The sequence below is a fragment of the Mycolicibacterium septicum DSM 44393 genome, from assembly GCF_000455325.1.
In the GTDB taxonomy this organism is placed as follows: Bacteria; Actinomycetota; Actinomycetes; order Mycobacteriales; family Mycobacteriaceae; genus Mycobacterium; species Mycobacterium septicum.
In genome coordinates, this window is record NZ_HG322952.1 from 443127 (window position 1) to 460282 (window position 17156).

At 67.5% G+C, this 17156-nt stretch carries 15 protein-coding genes; 13 read left to right on the top strand and 2 right to left on the bottom strand.

Going from position 1 to position 17156, the window contains the following annotated elements:
- Positions 1-112: 112 nt before the first annotated feature.
- From TX88_RS33935 to TX88_RS22130, 6 genes are read left to right on the top strand one after another with little or no spacing between them, the layout of a single operon-like run.
- Complete coding sequence (locus TX88_RS33935; protein WP_019347277.1) at positions 113-202, top strand: potassium-transporting ATPase subunit F; 90 nt, start codon at positions 113-115, stop codon at positions 200-202.
- Positions 202-1872 (top strand): potassium-transporting ATPase subunit KdpA, encoded by a 1671-nt coding sequence (kdpA, locus tag TX88_RS22110; RefSeq protein ID WP_044520025.1) that lies wholly within the window; start codon positions 202-204, stop codon positions 1870-1872. Before TX88_RS33935 ends, kdpA begins: the two co-directional genes overlap by 1 nt.
- Positions 1872-4019 carry a potassium-transporting ATPase subunit KdpB gene (gene kdpB, locus TX88_RS22115; protein ID WP_044520026.1) on the top strand — a complete coding sequence of 716 codons (2148 nt, stop codon included), beginning with the start codon at positions 1872-1874 and terminating at the stop codon, positions 4017-4019. Before kdpA ends, kdpB begins: the two co-directional genes overlap by 1 nt.
- A gap of 1 nt (position 4020) precedes the next feature.
- Complete coding sequence (locus TX88_RS22120; RefSeq protein WP_044520027.1) at positions 4021-4881, top strand: potassium-transporting ATPase subunit C; 861 nt, start codon at positions 4021-4023, stop codon at positions 4879-4881.
- A 19-nt stretch (positions 4882-4900) separates the two neighbouring features.
- Positions 4901-7438, top strand: coding sequence for a DUF4118 domain-containing protein (locus tag TX88_RS22125; protein ID WP_044520028.1), 2538 nt, complete (start codon positions 4901-4903; stop codon positions 7436-7438).
- Complete coding sequence (locus TX88_RS22130) at positions 7435-8136, top strand: response regulator (protein WP_044520029.1); 702 nt, start codon at positions 7435-7437, stop codon at positions 8134-8136. The genes TX88_RS22125 and TX88_RS22130 overlap by 4 nt, the downstream gene beginning before the upstream one ends.
- A gap of 2 nt (positions 8137-8138) precedes the next feature.
- On the opposite strand, the gene TX88_RS22135 is transcribed toward TX88_RS22130, so the two are convergent.
- Positions 8139-9326 carry a cytochrome P450 gene (locus TX88_RS22135; protein WP_044520030.1) on the bottom strand — a complete coding sequence of 396 codons (1188 nt, stop codon included), beginning with the start codon at positions 9324-9326 and terminating at the stop codon, positions 8139-8141.
- Between the two features lie 180 nt (positions 9327-9506).
- Here TX88_RS22135 and TX88_RS22140 point away from each other — a divergent pair, with 180 nt between their 5' ends.
- Entirely contained in the window at positions 9507-11375 is a 1869-nt protein-coding gene (locus TX88_RS22140) for a propionyl-CoA synthetase (protein WP_044520031.1), read from the top strand.
- Here TX88_RS22140 and TX88_RS22145 read toward each other — a convergent pair.
- Positions 11353-13299, bottom strand: coding sequence for a heavy metal translocating P-type ATPase (locus tag TX88_RS22145; protein WP_044521693.1), 1947 nt, complete (start codon positions 13297-13299; stop codon positions 11353-11355). The two genes, TX88_RS22140 and TX88_RS22145, sit on opposite strands and share 23 nt — an antisense overlap.
- 106 nt (positions 13300-13405) lie before the next feature.
- Between TX88_RS22145 and TX88_RS22150 the strand changes: the two genes are divergently transcribed.
- The 6 genes from TX88_RS22150 to TX88_RS22170 form a co-directional block, all read left to right on the top strand.
- Positions 13406-13759 carry an ArsR/SmtB family transcription factor gene (locus TX88_RS22150; protein ID WP_044521695.1) on the top strand — a complete coding sequence of 118 codons (354 nt, stop codon included), beginning with the start codon at positions 13406-13408 and terminating at the stop codon, positions 13757-13759.
- Between the two features lie 211 nt (positions 13760-13970).
- The gene (locus tag TX88_RS34355) at positions 13971-14147 is read left to right on the top strand and encodes a hypothetical protein (RefSeq protein WP_162563189.1); all 177 of its coding nucleotides are present in this window, start codon (positions 13971-13973) and stop codon (positions 14145-14147) included.
- A 143-nt stretch (positions 14148-14290) separates the two neighbouring features.
- Positions 14291-14995 carry a ZIP family metal transporter gene (locus TX88_RS22155; protein WP_044520032.1) on the top strand — a complete coding sequence of 235 codons (705 nt, stop codon included), beginning with the start codon at positions 14291-14293 and terminating at the stop codon, positions 14993-14995.
- Positions 14996-15020: 25 nt separating this feature from the next.
- On the top strand, positions 15021-15806 hold the full coding sequence (locus TX88_RS22160) for a prolipoprotein diacylglyceryl transferase (protein ID WP_044520033.1): 786 nt from the start codon (positions 15021-15023) through the stop codon (positions 15804-15806).
- Entirely contained in the window at positions 15803-16333 is a 531-nt protein-coding gene (locus TX88_RS35295) for a hypothetical protein (RefSeq protein WP_244438575.1), read from the top strand. Before TX88_RS22160 ends, TX88_RS35295 begins: the two co-directional genes overlap by 4 nt.
- An 8-nt stretch (positions 16334-16341) precedes the next feature.
- Positions 16342-17156 (top strand): radical SAM protein (locus TX88_RS22170; RefSeq protein ID WP_044521703.1); only part of this gene is annotated, 815 nt, incomplete at its 3' end.

The following is a 17156-nucleotide window of genomic DNA, read 5'->3' on the forward strand; positions in this document are numbered from 1 at the left end:
ATCCGGCGGCCCGAAAACGTGTTGGAGAACCCATGTCCGTAGTGGTGTTCATCGTGCTGACAGTGGCGATCTTTGCGCTGCTGGGCCTGGTGCAGAAGTTGGTCGAGGGACTGTGAGCTACGAAAACGTCGTCGGCCTGGGCCTGGCGATCCTCATCGCGCTGTTTCTCTTCGCGGCGCTGCTGTTTCCGGAGAGGTTCTAGTGACTACTACAACCGCGGGGATCGTTTTCCTCGTCGTCCTCATCGTCGCGGTGGCGGCCGTCCACGTACCGCTCGGCGACTACATGTACCGCGTCTACTCCACCGAGAAGCACTCGCGTGCCGAACGGCTCATCTACCGGCTGATCGGCGCGGACCCGAAGGCCGAACAGACCTGGGGCGCCTACGCCCGCAGCGTGCTGGCCTTCTCTGCGATCAGCGTCCTGTTCCTGTTCGTCTTGCAGCTGGTGCAGGGCAAATTGCCGCTGCACCTGAACGATCCGGGAACCCCGATGACACCGGCGCTGGCCTGGAACACGGCCATCAGCTTCGTGACCAACACGAACTGGCAGGCATATTCGGGTGAGAGCACCCAGGGCCACCTGGTCCAGATGGCCGGCCTGGCGGTGCAGAACTTCGTCTCGGCCGCGGTCGGCATGGCCGTGGCGATGGCCTTCGTCCGTGGCCTGGTCCGGCGCAACACCGGCGACCTCGGCAACTTCTGGGTCGACCTGGTGCGCGGTAATCTCCGTATCCTGCTGCCCATTTCGATCGTCGGCGCGCTGATTCTGCTCGGCGGCGGCGCGATCCAGAACTTCGCCCTGCACAGCGAGGTGGTCAACACGCTCGTGGGCGGCACTCAGACCATCCCCGGCGGCCCGGTCGCCAGCCAGGAGGTCATCAAGCTGCTCGGCACCAACGGCGGTGGCTTCTACAACGCCAACTCCGCGCACCCGTTCGAGAACCCCACCACCTGGACCAACTGGGTGGAGATCTTCCTGATCCTGATGATCCCGTTCTCACTGCCGCGGACGTTCGGCCGCATGGTCGGCAGCGTGAAGCAGGGCTATGCGATCGCCGCCGCGATGGCCGTGATCGCGACGATCAGCGTCAGCCTGATGATGCTGTTCCAGCTGCAGGCTCATGGCACCGTCCCCACCGCCGCCGGCGCCGCGATGGAAGGCGTCGAACAGCGGTTCGGCATCGCCAACTCGGCGGTCTTCGCCGATGCGACGACGCTGACCTCGACCGGCGCGGTGGACTCGTTCCACGATTCGTACACCAGCCTCGGCGGTCTGATCACGATGTTCAACATGCAGCTCGGTGAGGTGGCTCCCGGCGGCGTCGGCTCCGGCCTGTACGGCATGCTGGTGCTGGCGATCATCACGGTGTTCGTCGCGGGCCTGATGGTCGGCCGCACACCGGAATACCTGGGCAAGAAGATCACCCCCCGTGAGATCAAGCTCGCCGCAACGTATTTCCTGATCACACCCCTGCTGGTGCTGACCGGCACCGCAGTGGCGATGGCCATGCCTGGTCAACGGGCAGGCATGCTCAACACCGGGCCACACGGCCTGTCGGAAGTGCTGTACGCCTTCACGTCAGCCTCCAACAACAACGGTTCCGCCTTCGCCGGCATCAGCGTCAACACCGAGTGGTACAACACCGCCCTCGGCCTCGCGATGGTGTTCGGCCGGTTCCTGCCGATCATCTTCGTGCTGGCACTGGCCGGATCACTGGCCAAACAGGGCAAGACGCCCGAGTCCATCGGCACCCTCCCCACCCATCGACCCCAGTTCGTCGGCATGGTCGCCGGCGTCACGCTGATCCTGGTCGCCCTCACCTTCTTGCCCATGCTCGCGCTCGGGCCCCTTGCTGAAGGAATTCACTGATGTCAGTACCTACTCTCGATTCACCGTCGTCCGCACAGCCGAAACCCGGTAGTTCCAACCGAATCAAGGGCGGCCTGCTGGACCCGAAGATGCTGTGGAAATCGACGCCCGATGCGCTGCGCAAGCTCGACCCGCGCACGCTGTGGCGCAACCCCGTCATGTTCATCGTCGAGATCGGCGCGGTCTGGAGCACGATCCTGGCCGTGCTCAACCCGTCCTGGTTCTCCGGGCTGATCGTCATCTGGCTCTGGCTGACGGTGATCTTCGCCAACCTGGCCGAGGCTGTCGCCGAGGGACGCGGCAAGGCCCAGGCCGAGTCGCTGCGCAAGACCAAGACGTCCACCATGGCCCGCCGGCTGACCGGATGGGCCCCGGGCACCCCCGGCCGCGAAGAGGAAGTCGCCGCACCGCTGCTGCAGCAGGGTGACGTCGTCGTGGTCGAGGCCGGCCAGGTCATCCCCGGAGACGGTGATGTCGTGGAAGGCATTGCCTCGGTGGATGAGTCGGCGATCACCGGTGAATCGGCACCCGTCATCCGGGAGTCCGGCGGCGACCGGAGCGCGGTCACCGGCGGCACCACGGTGCTGTCCGACCGCATCGTCGTACAGATCACCCAGAAGCCCGGTGAGAGCTTCATCGACCGGATGATCAACCTGGTCGAGGGCGCCAACCGGCAGAAGACGCCCAACGAGATCGCGCTCAACATCCTGCTGTCCTCGTTGACGATCATCTTCGTCTTCGCCGTGGCGACCCTGCAGCCGCTGGCCATCTTCTCCAAGGCCAACAACCCGGGTGTTGCAGACACCCTGGCGCTCAACGGAAACGGCATCTCGGGCATCGTCATGGTGTCGCTGCTGGTGTGCCTGATCCCCACCACCATCGGCGCCCTGCTCTCGGCGATCGGCATCGCCGGCATGGACCGACTGGTGCAGCGCAACGTGCTGGCCATGTCCGGCCGCGCTGTCGAGGCAGCCGGAGACGTCAACACACTGCTGCTCGACAAGACCGGGACCATCACGCTCGGCAACCGCCAGGCCGCCGCGTTCGTACCGCTGTCGGGCATCACCGAAGATCAACTCGCCGATGCCGCACAGCTGTCCAGCCTGGCCGACGAGACCCCCGAGGGCCGATCCATCGTGGTGTTCGCCAAGCAGCAGTACGGTCTGCGGGGCCGCACCCCCGGCGAACTCGACAAGGCGCACTGGGTGGAGTTCAGTGCCAACACCCGGATGTCGGGCGTCGACCTCTCCGGCGACCATCGGCTGCGCAAGGGCGCGGCGGGCGCGGTGGCCGAGTGGGTGCGATCCGAAGGCGGCCTGGTACCAACCGAACTCGGCGACATCGTGGACGGGATCTCCGCAGCTGGCGGCACACCGCTGGTGGTCGGACACGTCGTCGACGGGAATGCCGCAGTGCTCGGCGTGATCCATCTCAAGGACGTCGTCAAGCAGGGCATGCGGGAACGCTTCGACGAGATGCGCCGGATGGGCATCCGCACCGTGATGATCACCGGCGACAATCCGTTGACCGCCAAGGCCATCGCGGACGAGGCCGGGGTGGACGACTTCCTCGCCGAGGCCACGCCCGAGGACAAGATGGCACTGATCAAGAAGGAGCAGGCCGGCGGCAAGCTCGTCGCGATGACCGGCGACGGCACCAACGACGCGCCCGCCCTGGCCCAGGCCGACGTCGGTGTCGCGATGAACAGCGGGACCTCGGCGGCCAAAGAGGCCGGCAACATGGTCGATCTCGACTCCGACCCGACCAAACTCATCGAGATCGTCGAGATCGGCAAACAGTTGCTGATCACCCGCGGGGCGTTGACCACGTTCTCCATCGCCAACGACATCGCGAAGTACTTCGCGATCATCCCGGCGTTGTTCGTGGCCCTGTTCCCCGGCCTGGATCTGCTGAACATCATGCGGCTGCACAGCCCGCAATCGGCGATCCTGTCCGCGGTGATCTTCAATGCGGTCGTCATCGTGGCGCTGATCCCATTGGCGCTCAAGGGCGTCCGATACACCCCCAGCAGTGCGTCCAAGCTGTTGAGCCGCAACCTGTACGTGTACGGCCTCGGCGGCATCATCGCGCCGTTCATCGGCATCAAGCTGATCGACCTCGTCGTCCAACTCTTCCCGGGAATGTGACATGAAATTCTCCAACCTGCTCCGCCAACATGCAGCCGCCCTGCGGGCCCTGCTGGTGCTCACCGTGATCCTGGGCATCGGGTATCCGGTCTTCATCTGGCTGGTGGCCCAGATCCCCGGCCTGCGCGACAAGGCCGACGGATCGCTGATCGAGGTGAACGGAAAGCCGGTGGGCAGCAGCCTGATCGGTCAGTCCTTCACCGATGCCGATGGCAATCCCCTGCCCCGCTACTTCCAGAGCCGTCCGTCGGCCGCCGGTGACGGCTACGACCCCATGTCCACCAGCGCGAGCAACCTGGGGCCGGAGAGCATCGTCGACACTCCGGACAAGCCGAGCCTGCTCACCCTGGTGTGCTCACGCAGCGCCGCGGTCGGCGAGTTCGACGGCGTCGACGGCGCCCGCCCGTTCTGCACCGGAGACGGTGTCGGTGCGGTGCTGTCGGTGATCGGGCCACGGGATGCCCGCGGAAACGTCATCCGCCCGACCAAGGTGGTCAGCGTCAACCAGCCGTGCGACACCACGAAGACGCCGTTCGTCAACACCTATGAAGGCGTGCGGGTCGAATGCGCAAAGGCCGGCGAGGACTACAGCACCGGCCTGATCGTGCCGATCCGCGGCAACGCGCCCGCTGACCCCGCGGTGCCCGCCGACGCGGTGACCGCCAGTGGCAGCGGACTGGACCCGCACATCTCGCTGGCCTACGCGGATCTGCAGGTCAACCGGGTGGCCAAGGCCCGCGGCCTCAACCCCGAACTGGTGCGCTCGATGGTGGCCCAGCACACCGACGGACGCACCCTGGGCTTCTTCGGCGAACCGCGGGTCAACGTGCTCGAACTCAACATCGCCCTCGACTCGCTGTAGGCACGAGGATGATGGTCTTGTGAGTACGCTGGCGTCGAGCCCCACCAAACGCGGTGAGCTGCGCATATATCTGGGTGCGGCTCCCGGCGTGGGCAAGACCTACGCGATGCTCGGTGAGGCGCACCGCAGGCTCGAGCGCGGCACCGACCTGGTTGCCGCGGTGGTCGAGACGCACGGGCGCAAGAAGACCGCCGACCTGCTCGACGGTATCGAGATCGTCCCGCCGCGCTACGTCGAGTATCGGGGAGGCAGCTTCCCCGAACTCGACGTGGCCGCGGTGCTGGCCCGCAACCCTCAGGTGGTGCTGGTCGACGAACTCGCCCACACCAACACCCCGGGCAGCAAGAACCCCAAGCGCTGGCAGGACGTCGAGGAACTGCTCGATGCCGGGATCACCGTGATCTCGACGGTCAACGTCCAGCACCTGGAGAGCCTCAACGATGTGGTCACCCAGATCACCGGTATCGAGCAGCAGGAGAAGGTTCCCGACGAGGTGGTCCGGGCGGCCGACCAGATCGAGTTGGTCGACATCACCCCGGAGGCACTGCGCCGCAGGCTGTCCCACGGCAACGTATACGCACCCGAGCGGGTCGACGCCGCGATGTCGAACTACTTCCGGCGCGGAAACCTCACCGCGCTGCGAGAACTGGCCCTGCTGTGGCTGGCCGACCAGGTCGACGCCGCGCTGGCCAAGTACCGTGCCGACAACAAGATCACCGACACCTGGGAGGCCCGCGAGCGTGTGGTGGTCGCCGTCACCGGCGGCACCGAGTCGGAAACCCTGGTGCGCAGGGCATCCCGCATCGCGTCGAAGTCCAGCGCGGAACTGATGGTGGTGCACGTCGTTCGCGGGGACGGACTGTCAGGTGTCTCGGCACCCCAGATGGGCAAGGTCCGGGAGCTGGCCATCAGTCTGGGCGCCACCCTCCACACCGTCGTCGGCGATGACGTACCCACGGCGCTACTGGATTTCGCGCGCGAGCGGAATGCCACGCAGCTGGTGCTCGGCACGTCGAGGCGATCCCGGTGGGCGCGGATGTTCGACGAGGGCATCGGCGCCGCCGTGGTGCAGCACTCCGGCAAGATCGACGTGCACATGGTGACCCATGAGCAGGCCCGCCGCGGCTTCGGCTGGTTTACTGCCACACCCCGGCAGCGCCACGTCGCTTCCTGGCTTGCCAGCCTGGTGGTTCCGTCGGCGATCTGCCTGGCGATCGTGACCCTGCTGGACCCCTACCTCGGGGTCAGCGGCGAAAGCGCCCTGTTCTTCATCGGCGTGCTGATCGTCGCGCTGCTCGGAGGCGTCGCACCGGCCGGCCTGTCGGCCCTGCTGTCCGGGTTGCTGCTGAACTACTTCCTGGTCGACCCCCGCCACACGTTCACCATCTCCGAACCCGACAGCGCGGTCACCGTCGTCGTGCTGCTGCTCGTCGCGGTGGCGGTCGCGGCGCTGGTCGACGGGGCTGCCAGCCGGGCCCGCGAAGCCAGGAAGGCCTCGCAGGAGGCGGAACTGCTGACGCTGTTCGCCGGGTCGGTGCTGCGCGGCGCCGACCTGACCACCCTGCTGGAACGGCTGCGGGAGACGTACTCCCAACGCGCGGTGAGCCTGCTGCGCGAACACGACGGAACCACAGAGATCGTGGCGTGCGTCGGCACGAAGCCGTGCGCCGAGGTGGACTCCGCCGACACCGCCATCGAGGTCGGAGACGACGAATTCTGGCTGCTGATGGCCGGACGGAAACTGGCCGCGCGCGATCGCCGCGTGCTGAGCGCCGTCGCGAAACAGGCTGCCGGACTGGTCAAACAGCGCGAGCTCACCGAGGAAGCCGGCAAGGCCGCCGCCATCGCGCAGGCCGATGAACTGCGCCGGTCACTGTTGTCGGCGGTCAGCCACGACCTGCGTACCCCGCTGGCCGCGGCCAAGGCGGCGGCCAGCAGCCTGCGCAGCGAGGACATCGACTTCTCGGCCGAGGACACCGCCGAACTGCTGGCCACCATCGAGGAATCCATCGATGCGCTCACCGCGCTCGTCGGCAACCTGCTGGACTCGTCCCGGCTGTCGGCCGGGGTCGTCCGCCCCGAGCTGCGCCGGGTCTACCTGGAGGAGACCGTGCAGCGCGCACTGCTGGGAATCAGCAAGGGCGCCACCGGATTCACCCGCGAGGGCCTGGACCGGGTGAAGGTCGAGGTCGGCGACGCCGTCGCGATGGCCGACGCCGGGCTGCTCGAACGGGTACTGGCCAACCTGATCGACAACGCGCTGCGGTACGCACCTGACGGCCCCATCCGGGTCAGCGCCGGGCAGGTGGCCGACCGGGTACTGATCGCGGTCATCGACGAAGGGCCCGGGATGCCGCGCGGGGCCGAGGAACAACTGTTCGCACCGTTCCAGCGCCTCGGCGATCACAACACCACCATCGGCGTCGGGCTCGGCCTGTCCGTTGCCCGCGGCTTCGTCGAAGCCATGGGCGGGACCATCTCGGCGACCGACACCCCCGGCGGTGGCCTGACCGTCGAAATCGACCTCGCTGCACCGCCAAAGGACGAACCGGCATGACACCCACCAACGCCATCAAAACCCGTGTCCTCGTGATCGACGACGAACCGCAGATCTTGCGTGCGCTGCGGATCAACCTGTCCGTGCGCGGCTACGAGGTCGACACCGCCACCAACGGCGGCCAGGGACTGCGGGCCGCCGCCGATCACCGCCCCGACGTGATCGTGCTCGACCTCGGGCTGCCCGACATGTCCGGCATCGAGGTGCTCGCGGGCCTGCGCGGTTGGCTGTCGGCGCCGGTGATCGTGCTCTCGGCCCGTACCGACTCGTCGGACAAGGTCGAGGCGCTCGATGCCGGGGCCGATGACTACGTCACCAAACCCTTTGGAATGGACGAGTTCCTGGCCCGGCTGCGGGCGGCGGTGCGCCGCGGTGCGGCGGCTTCCGAAACGGACGAGCCCGTCATCGAGACCTCGTCGTTCACCGTCGACCTCGCCGCCAAGAAGGTGACCAAGAACAACCACGAGGTGCACCTGACCCCCACCGAGTGGGGCATGCTGGAGATGCTGGTGCGCAACCGCGGCAAGTTGGTGGGCCGCGAAGAGCTGCTGCGCGAGGTGTGGGGACCGGCCTATGCGAAGGAAACCCATTACCTGCGGGTCTATCTGGCGCAGCTGCGCCGCAAACTTGAGGACGATCCGTCACGTCCGGTACACCTGCTGACCGAGGCGGGGATGGGGTACCGCTTCCAGGAGTAGGTTCACGCCACCAGCATCGGCAGCCGTTCCCAACCACGCACCGTCGAGGTGGGTGAGAGCGCCGCATCGTCGAGATCCACGTCCCAGTCCGGGAATCGGGTGAGGATCTCGTCGAGCGCGATGCGGGCCTCGATGCGGGCGAGCGCGGCACCCAGACAGAAATGGGCGCCGTGGCCGAACGCCAGGTGCATACCGATGTCGCGGTGGATGTCGAAGCGGTCCGGTTCGGCGTAGCGACGCTCGTCGCGGTTGGCCGCGGCCATCACGATCAACAATGCACTGCCGGCGGGAACCGTGTGCCCGTGCCACTTGGCATCGACGGCCAGGGAGCGGGCCGCATGCGGGGCCGGGTTCTCGAACCGCAGGATTTCCTCAATTGCGTTGGGCACCAATGCCCGGTCGCGCACCAGTTCGCGACGCTGATCCGGATGCTCGGCGAGCACCTTGACGGTCCATCCGATCAGCCGCGCGCTGGTCTCGTTGCCCGCCCCGGCGATGACGTGCACGTAGGTCAGCAGTTCGCGCCGGGTCAGCCGGCGCCGGGTGCCGGTCTGGTCCTCGAACTCGACGTTGAGCAGGTCGGTCATGATGTCGTCGGACGGATGCTCGACGCGCCAGTCGATGTAGTCGGCGAACGCTCCACCCAGTGCCATGTTCTGTTCGTTGATCCGCATACCGCGTCCGGCCTTGGTCCGCATGTTGGCATTGCTCATGTCGCGGATCGCGATCTGGTCGGCATCGGGAATGCCCATCAGCATGCTGATCACCCGCATCGGCATCTGCGCGGCGAACTCACCGATCACATCGAACCGCCCGGTGCCGATCAGCGGATCGAGGTACTCGGCGCAGTACGTCCGGATCGCCGGTTCCAGTGCGGCCACCTTGCGCGGGGTGAACACCCGCGACATCAGGGTGCGGTGGATGGTGTGGCTGGGCGGGTCCTCGGCGACGACGATGCCGGGCGGCATCTCGACACCGGATTTGATGAATTCCAGGACATTGCCCCGCCCGGAGATGAAGGTGTCGCGGTCGATCAACGCCCGCTCGACATCGTCGTAGCGAGTTACCGCGAAGAAATCGTGCGTCGCGTTGTAGTACAGCGGCGCCTCGTCCCGCAACCGGCGGTAGGTCGGATAGGGGTCGCGCGTGATCTCGACGTTGTACGGGTCGTAATCGATGTCGACTTTCATGCCGGCTCCTCGTCGTCCCGGCAATCCTGACCCCGCCCACCCGCATCGGCGTGAGTACCGCGCTACCCGAATTGCCGCGCAACGACCGATGACCGCGCACGAGCGACCACCGGGCGCGGGCAGGCCACCGACCAGCGACAATCTTCGATTTCGACTGGCCCGACACGCTACGGTGCCGGTATGTCCGGTTACCGCCGCCTTTTTGATGCCAGCCTCAACGACCCGGCCACCTTCTGGGCCGACGCCGCCAAGGCGGTGACCTGGACATCCGAGCCGCAGCGCATACTCGACGACACCAAGCCGCCGTTCTACCGGTGGTTCCCCGACGGCGAGCTCAACACCTGTGCCAACGCCCTGGATCGCCACGTCGCCGAGCGCGGCGATCAGACCGCGCTGATCTACGACTCCCCCGTCACCGGCACCAAGGCCACCTACACCTACCGCGAGTTACGCGACGCCACTGCCCGGTTCGCCGGGGCCCTGCGCAGCCTTGGGGTGAACAAGGGCGATCTCGTGGTGATCTACATGCCGATGGTCCCCGAGGCCGTCATCGCGATGCTGGCCTGCGCCCGGCTGGGCGCGGTGCACTCGGTGGTGTTCGGCGGGTTCGCCGCGCACGAGCTGGCCACCCGGATCGACGACGCCCGCCCGGTGGTCGTGGTGAGCGCATCCTGCGGCATCGAGCCGACGCGCACCATCGAATACAAGCCCATGCTGGACACCGCGCTCGACATCGCCGAACACAAGCCCCGGGCCTGCGTCATCCTCCAGCGGGAACAGTGTCCCTGCGAGCTGGTCGACGGGCGCGATCACGACTGGCAGCAGCTGGTCGCCGACGCCGCACCGGTCGATCCGGTGCCGGTGGCCGCGACCGACCCGCTGTACGTGCTCTATACGTCGGGCACCACCGGTAAACCCAAGGGCATCGTCCGCGACAACGGCGGGCACGCGGTGGCCCTGCTGTGGAGCATGCGCCACATCTACGACGTGGAACCCGGCGACGTGTTCTGGGCGGCCTCCGATGTCGGCTGGGTGGTCGGACATTCCTACATCGTCTACGCGCCTTTGCTTCTGGGCGCGACAACCGTTCTCTACGAAGGCAAACCGGTCGGCACCCCTGACGCCGGGGCGTTCTGGCGCGTGGCCGCCGAGTACGGCGTCAAGGCGCTGTTCACCGCCCCGACCGCGATCCGGGCGATCAAGAAGGAAGATCCCGAAGCCACGCGGCTGGCCGACCACGACCTGTCCGGGCTCAAGTACCTGTTCCAGGCCGGCGAGCGCCTCGACCCCGACACCTATCACTGGGCCAACGACAAACTCGGCATCCCGGTGGTCGACCACTGGTGGCAGACCGAAACCGGATGGGCCATCGCCGCCGACCCGATGGGCGTCGAACCCCTTCCGATCAAACCCGGTTCGGCCACCGTGCCGATGCCCGGCTACGACGTACAGATCCTGCGTTCGGACGGCACCCGGTGCGAGGCCGACGAGGAAGGCGCCATCTGCATCAAGTTGCCGCTGCCCCCGGGCACCCTGCCCACGTTGTGGGGCGACGACCACCGCTACGTCGCGTCGTATCTGTCGGCGTTCACCGGCTACTACCTCACCGGCGACGGCGGCTACGTGGACTCCGACGGCTACCTGTTCGTGATGGGCCGTACCGACGACGTGATCAACGTTGCCGGACACCGGTTGTCGACCGGGTCGATCGAGGCCGTGCTGGCCGACCACCCCTCGGTGGCCGAATGCGCGGTGATCGGTGTCGCCGACGAGCTCAAGGGACAGGTGCCACGCGGCTTCGTGGTGCTCAAGACCGGGGCCTCGACCGACGGGATCACCCAGGAGCTGGTCGACCGGGTGCGGGAAAACATCGGCGCGGTGGCGGTTTTCAAGAAGGTCGACGTGGTGGCGGCGCTGCCGAAGACCCGTTCGGGCAAGATCCTGCGCAAGACCATGCGGGGTATCGCCGACGGTCTGGACGAGCCGGTGCCCTCCACCATCGAGGATCCCGCGGTGCTCGACGCGCTCAAGGACGTGCTGCGCCCCTGAGTAGCCGCAACCCGTTGAGGGCGACCAGGATGGTCGAGCCCTCGTGACCGGCCACGCCCAGCGGTAACGGCAAGTGTCCGAACAGGTCCCAGGTCACCAGGACGGTGATGACGGTGCCTGCGATCACCAGGTTGGCGATGACCAGCCGGCGGGCCCGCTTGGACAGCGCGACCACCGAGGCGATCGCCGAGAGGTCATCGCCCACGGTGACGACGTCGGCGGTGTCGACGGTGAGATCGGCGCCGCTGCGCCCCATCGCCATCGACGAATGCGCGGACGCCATGGCCGGCGCGTCGTTGACCCCGTCGCCCACCATGAGGACCCGCCGCCCACCGGATTCCAGTTCCCGGACCGCGGTGGCCTTGTCGTCGGGCAGCAGTCCGGCCCGCACATCCTCGATGCCCAGTTGCCCGGCCAATTGCGCTGCCGCGGCATGGTTGTCACCGGTGAGCAGCACGGGCGAGCATCCGGTCAGGGACCGAAGCGCCTGCACGGCAGCGGCCGCGCCCGGGCGGGCCTGGTCATGCAGCCCCAGCACCCCGATGGCGTGGCCGTCGACGGCCACGACGACGGCGGTCGCCCCGGTCGCCTCGATCTCGGCCACCGCCGCTATCGCCGGGCCCGCATACGCCGCGGGGCTGAGTACCTCGACCGGGTGCCCGTCGACGATCGCCCGGACCCCGCGGCCCACGCAGGCGGTGAAGCCGGTGGCCTCGGGCACCGTGACGGCGCGGGATACAGCCTCGGCGACGATGGCCCGCCCGATCGGGTGCTCGCTGAATTGTTCTGCGGCAGCGGCAGTTGCGAGGACCCGCTCGGACGCCACCTCGCCGAGGGGCACCACGTCCGATACCCGGGGAGCGCCGGTGGTCAACGTTCCGGTCTTGTCGAGCACGACGACGTCGGTGTCGGCCAGTCGCTCCATGGCGACCGCGGATTTCACCAGCACGCCGCGACGGCTGGCATTGGCTATCGCGCACAGCAGGGGCGGCATGGTGGCGAGCACGACCGCGCACGGCGAGGCGACGATCATGAAAGTCATGGCGCGCAACAGCGTTGAACGCAGATCGGCCCCCAGCGCCAGCGGCACCGCGAACAGCGTCAGGGTCGCGACCACCACGACCACCGAATAGCGCTGCTCGACTTTCTCGATGAACAGCTGGGTCTTGGCCTTGGTCGCCGAGGCCGCGGCGACGGCCGCGACGATGCGGGCCATCACCGTGCTCGACGGATCCCGAGTGACCGTGACCTGCAGCGCCCCAGAGGTGTTGAGCGTTCCGGCGAACACGTCGTCACCCACCTGTTTGGCGACGGGCAGCGGTTCACCGGTGATCGAGGACTGGTCGACGTCGGAGGAGCCCCCGGTCACGGTGCCGTCAGCCGAGATCCGTTCCCCGGGCCGGATGAGGATGCGGTCGCCGGGCCGCAGCGACTCCGCCGCGACGATGCGTTGGGCGCCGTCGTCCTCGAGCAATGTCGCGTCGGGCGGGGCCAGGTCGAGCAGTCCGCGCACCGAACGTTCGGTGCGTGTGGTGGCCACGTCCTCCAGCGCGCCGGACGTCGCGAAGATGACGATCAACAGCGCGCCGTCGAACACCTGCCCGATGGATGCCGCACCGATCGCCGCCAGGATCATCAGCAGGTCGACATCGAGCGTGCGGTCCCGCAGCGCCTGCACGCCGGATACCGCGGATTGCCAACCGCCGGCGAGATAGCACGCGAGATACAGCGTCCACCACAGCGGTTGCGGCGCATCGGCCAACTGCGCAACCACGCCGCAGAGCATCAACACCAGGGCCGCGACCGCCCAGCGCACCGAGTCCAGAGACCAGATCCACGTGCCGATCCGGCGCGCACCGACGGGCCGGGCGGTGCCGTCACGACCGTCACGCACCGGCAACCGGTCGGCCCACAGAGCGGTCATCGAGTGCGCCTCCCGTTCATCCTCGCCGTACACACCTAAGACATTTAAACATGTAGAGATTGAAATATATCAACTACGTTTTGGGCCACATGCTTGAATGAATGCCATGGGTCACGGAGTTGAGGGGCGGGCGACACCGGCAGCGTCCCTCGACGCCGCCTCGGCGGCCAAAGTCGCCGAGACCCTGCAGGCCCTGGCCTCCCCCAACCGATTGCTGATCCTGACCCGACTGCGGGAATCACCGTGCTCGGTCACCGAACTGTCCGCGGCGGTCGGCATGGAACAGCCCGCGGTCTCCAATCAGCTCCGGCTATTGCGGGCACTGGGACTGGTGACCGGCGACAGGTACGGCCGCAATATCGTGTACCGGCTTTACGACAGCCACGTGGCGCAACTTCTCGACGAAGCCATCTACCACATCGAGCATCTCCGACTGGGCGCCCGCGACACCACCGCTTGAACCCCTAAACGGGCTGCGGCCAAAGAGTTTCACGCATTGTTCACGTCAGCGCGCCAACCCGAAACAGGCCTCACGGGCAAAACTCGCGCCGTTGCGGGAATCCTTTATTTTCGCGGTGACCCGAACTATTGTGAAGTCGTTATATGTTGATGTCCGCCCAAACTCGGGAGTTTGCTGCCGGCCATACCGGCGGTACCCGAACAGTGAGGAGTTGAACAACGATGCGCATGGCAACCAAGGGATCCTGCACCTGTCGCTGCAATGCCTGCGACGGTGGCCACCACTGCGGAAACCCCCCGAACTGCAACGCGCGGCGCTGACGCCGTCGGTGGCCTGTCGTCCGGGCAACCGGCGACAGGTCACCACCCCTAACCGCTACGCCGCCTGATCTTCGGGCCATAACCTCATCGATCGCACCGATCGGTCGTGCGATTTCGCGCTGTCTCGCCTCTCCGGCTGTTCTCTTCGGCACTTTCCTCCCTGCCGCCCCAGTTCCCCGGTTCCCACCCCGCGCTGTCTTATGCTGCGGGCGTGCTCACCGCGCTGACCTGGGGCCTGGTCGCTGCATCCTCGCTGCTCATCGGCGCGATCGCCGGCGTGGTCCGGGACTGGAATCAACGCCTCGTCGGCCTGGTCCTCGGTTTCGGCGGCGGGGCGCTCATCTCCAGCATCTCCTTCGAACTCGCCGAGGAGGGCTTCCGGGCCAGCGGCGCCTGGGCGGTGGCCCTCGGCCTCGCGGTCGGAGCCGTGGTGTTCTATCTCGCGGACAAGGCGGTAGATCGGCTGGGCCGCAAGGGAACCCAGACCGCCGGGCTGCCCCTGCTGCTCGGCGCCCTGCTCGACGGCATTCCCGAACAGGCCGCCCTCGGCATCGGCATCGCGGCCGGAGCCGGTGTCAGCCTGGCCCTTGTGGTGTCCATCTTCGTGTCGAACCTGCCCGAATCCATCGGATCGGCCAGCGACATGAAATCCGCGGGAGAACCGGCCCGCCGGATCGTGGGCAGCTGGGCCGCGATCGCCGCACTGTGCGCGCTGGCCACTGTCGGCGGCTATCAGCTGCAGAACGTCGCGGGCGCCGAATTCCGAGGCGGCATCAACGGTTTCGCCGCCGGGGCGCTGCTGGTCATGCTGGTGGGCTCGATGATCCCGGAGGCCACCGAGAAGGCCAAGGAGAACGCCGGCCTGGCGGCCGTGCTCGGTTTCGCCGTTGCCGCGGGATTGTCGCTGGCCGGGTGAACCGGCGGCGGGTTAGGTTCGGCAGGTGACTGCGCAGTGGCACCTCGGGCCCGTCAGCATCGGGGTGCACAACCTGTTCGTCGCCCTCGGGGTGTCCGCCGCGCTGCTGGTGTTCGTCCTGGAGGCCCGCCGGCGCGGTGCGGTCAACGAGCAGTCGGTGGTCGCCGCGGCCGGCGCGCTGATCGGCGGCGCGATCGGGATGAGGTTGACCGGGTGGGTCCATCACCTGGACTTCAGCGCGAATCCGACCCTGGCGCAGGCCTGGCAGTTCGGCTCGCGCAGCATCCTCGGCGGACTGCTCGGCGCCTATCTCGGGGTGCTCATCGCCAAACGGCTCGGCGGTTATCGCGGAAAGACCGGCGACCTGTTCGCCCCCGCGGTCGCACTCGGCATGGCGATCGGCCGCATCGGCTGCCACCTCACCGAGGCCCCCGGGCGCCCCACCACCCTGCCGTGGGGCATCCACGCACCGGCGGACACCCCCGAGTGCCCGGGGTGCCTCACCGGCGCCGCCATGCACCCGTCGTTTCTCTACGAGATCGCCTTCCAGCTCACCGCATTCGCCGTGTTGTTGTGGCTGCGCCCCCGTATCGGCAGGCCCGGTGAACTGTTCGTGCTCTACGTCGCCGGCTACGCGGTCTTCCGCTTCTTCGTCGAGTTCGTCCGGGCGAACGAGACCGTGTGGCTGGATCTGACCCGCCCGCAATGGTTCCTGCTGCCGTCGTTGCTGATCCTGGGGTTTCGGCTGTGGTACGGCTACCGCCGCGGGTACTATCGCAACCCAGCCCACTCTCAGGAGGTGCCCGCATGACGACACCGCCCGGCCCACCTGACGATACGACCCCACCCGGCAACGAGCCGCATGAGTTCGGGCCACAAAGCTTTGAGCCACAAGGTATCCCACCCGCCTATCACGGCGACCCACCCGCTCCTCCGCCCCCGCCTCCTGCACCGCCACCGGGTTATCCCTACCCGCCCGGCTACTCGTACCCGCCCGGCTATCCCTACGGACCGCCGCCACAGCCCCCGCGACGCATCTCGGTCCCCATGGTGATCCTCGGCCCGTTTCTCTACGCCGCACTCAATCTGGTGATCGGATTCATCGGCTTCATCGGCGCCGGGGCCGCTGACAGCAGTGGCGGCAGCACCAACCTGGTTCTCGGGGGCACCGCGGTGCTGTTGGCCCTGATCGCCTTCGGCGGTGGCACCTTGATGTTGTTGTCGAAGAACCCGACGGCCAAGGGACTCGGCATCGGGCTGATGGTCGGCTGGGCGCTGGTCTCGTTGTTCACCGCCGGGTTCTGCACCGGCCTCAACCCCGAGCTGTACGCCCTGTGAGCACCGGGATGGGATTGCGCGGCGACCGGCTGCACCGGTACGTCACCGCGTTCTGCCCGCGCTGCCACGACGAGGCGCCCGAGCGCCCGCTGGCCGACGTCACGCGCCTGGCCGGCATCCTCGTCGAGCGCGACGGGCAGGTCTGGCTCGAACGCGGCTGCCGCACACACGGATTGGTGAGGACTCTCTACGACGAGGATCCCGAGATCCTGTCCTACCTGGAGGAGTGGACCGCCCCGACGAAGGCGCACATCCCCGACGTGGCGGGGAACTTCGACCCCATTCCCTCGGCCTATCTGCGTGGTCTGCCCGAGATGCAGACGCAGCACACCTGCATCCTGCTGGAGGACATCGCCGAGACCTGCAACCTGCGCTGCCCGACCTGTTTCACCGACAGCTCACCCGATTTGCGCCACGTGGTACCGACCGCCGACGTGCTGGCCAACGTCGACCAGCGGTTGGCCCGGGAGAACGGCCGCATCGACGTCCTGATGCTCAGCGGGGGCGAGCCGACGCTGCACCCGAACCTGGCCGAGTTGCTCGGTGAACTGGTCGCCCGGCCGATCACCCGAATCCTGGTCAACAGCAACGGGGTCCGCATCGCCAACGACGACGCGCTGCTCGATCTGCTCACCGCGCACCGCGAACGCGTCGAGGTCTACCTCCAATACGACGGGTTGTCCGAGCAGGCCCACCGCCATCACCGCGGCGGAGATCTGCGGAGAACCAAGAGCCAAGCCCTGCGGCGGCTCTCCGAGCGGGAGATCTTCACAACCCTGGTGATGACGTGCGCACTGGGGGTCAACGACGACGAGATCGGGGA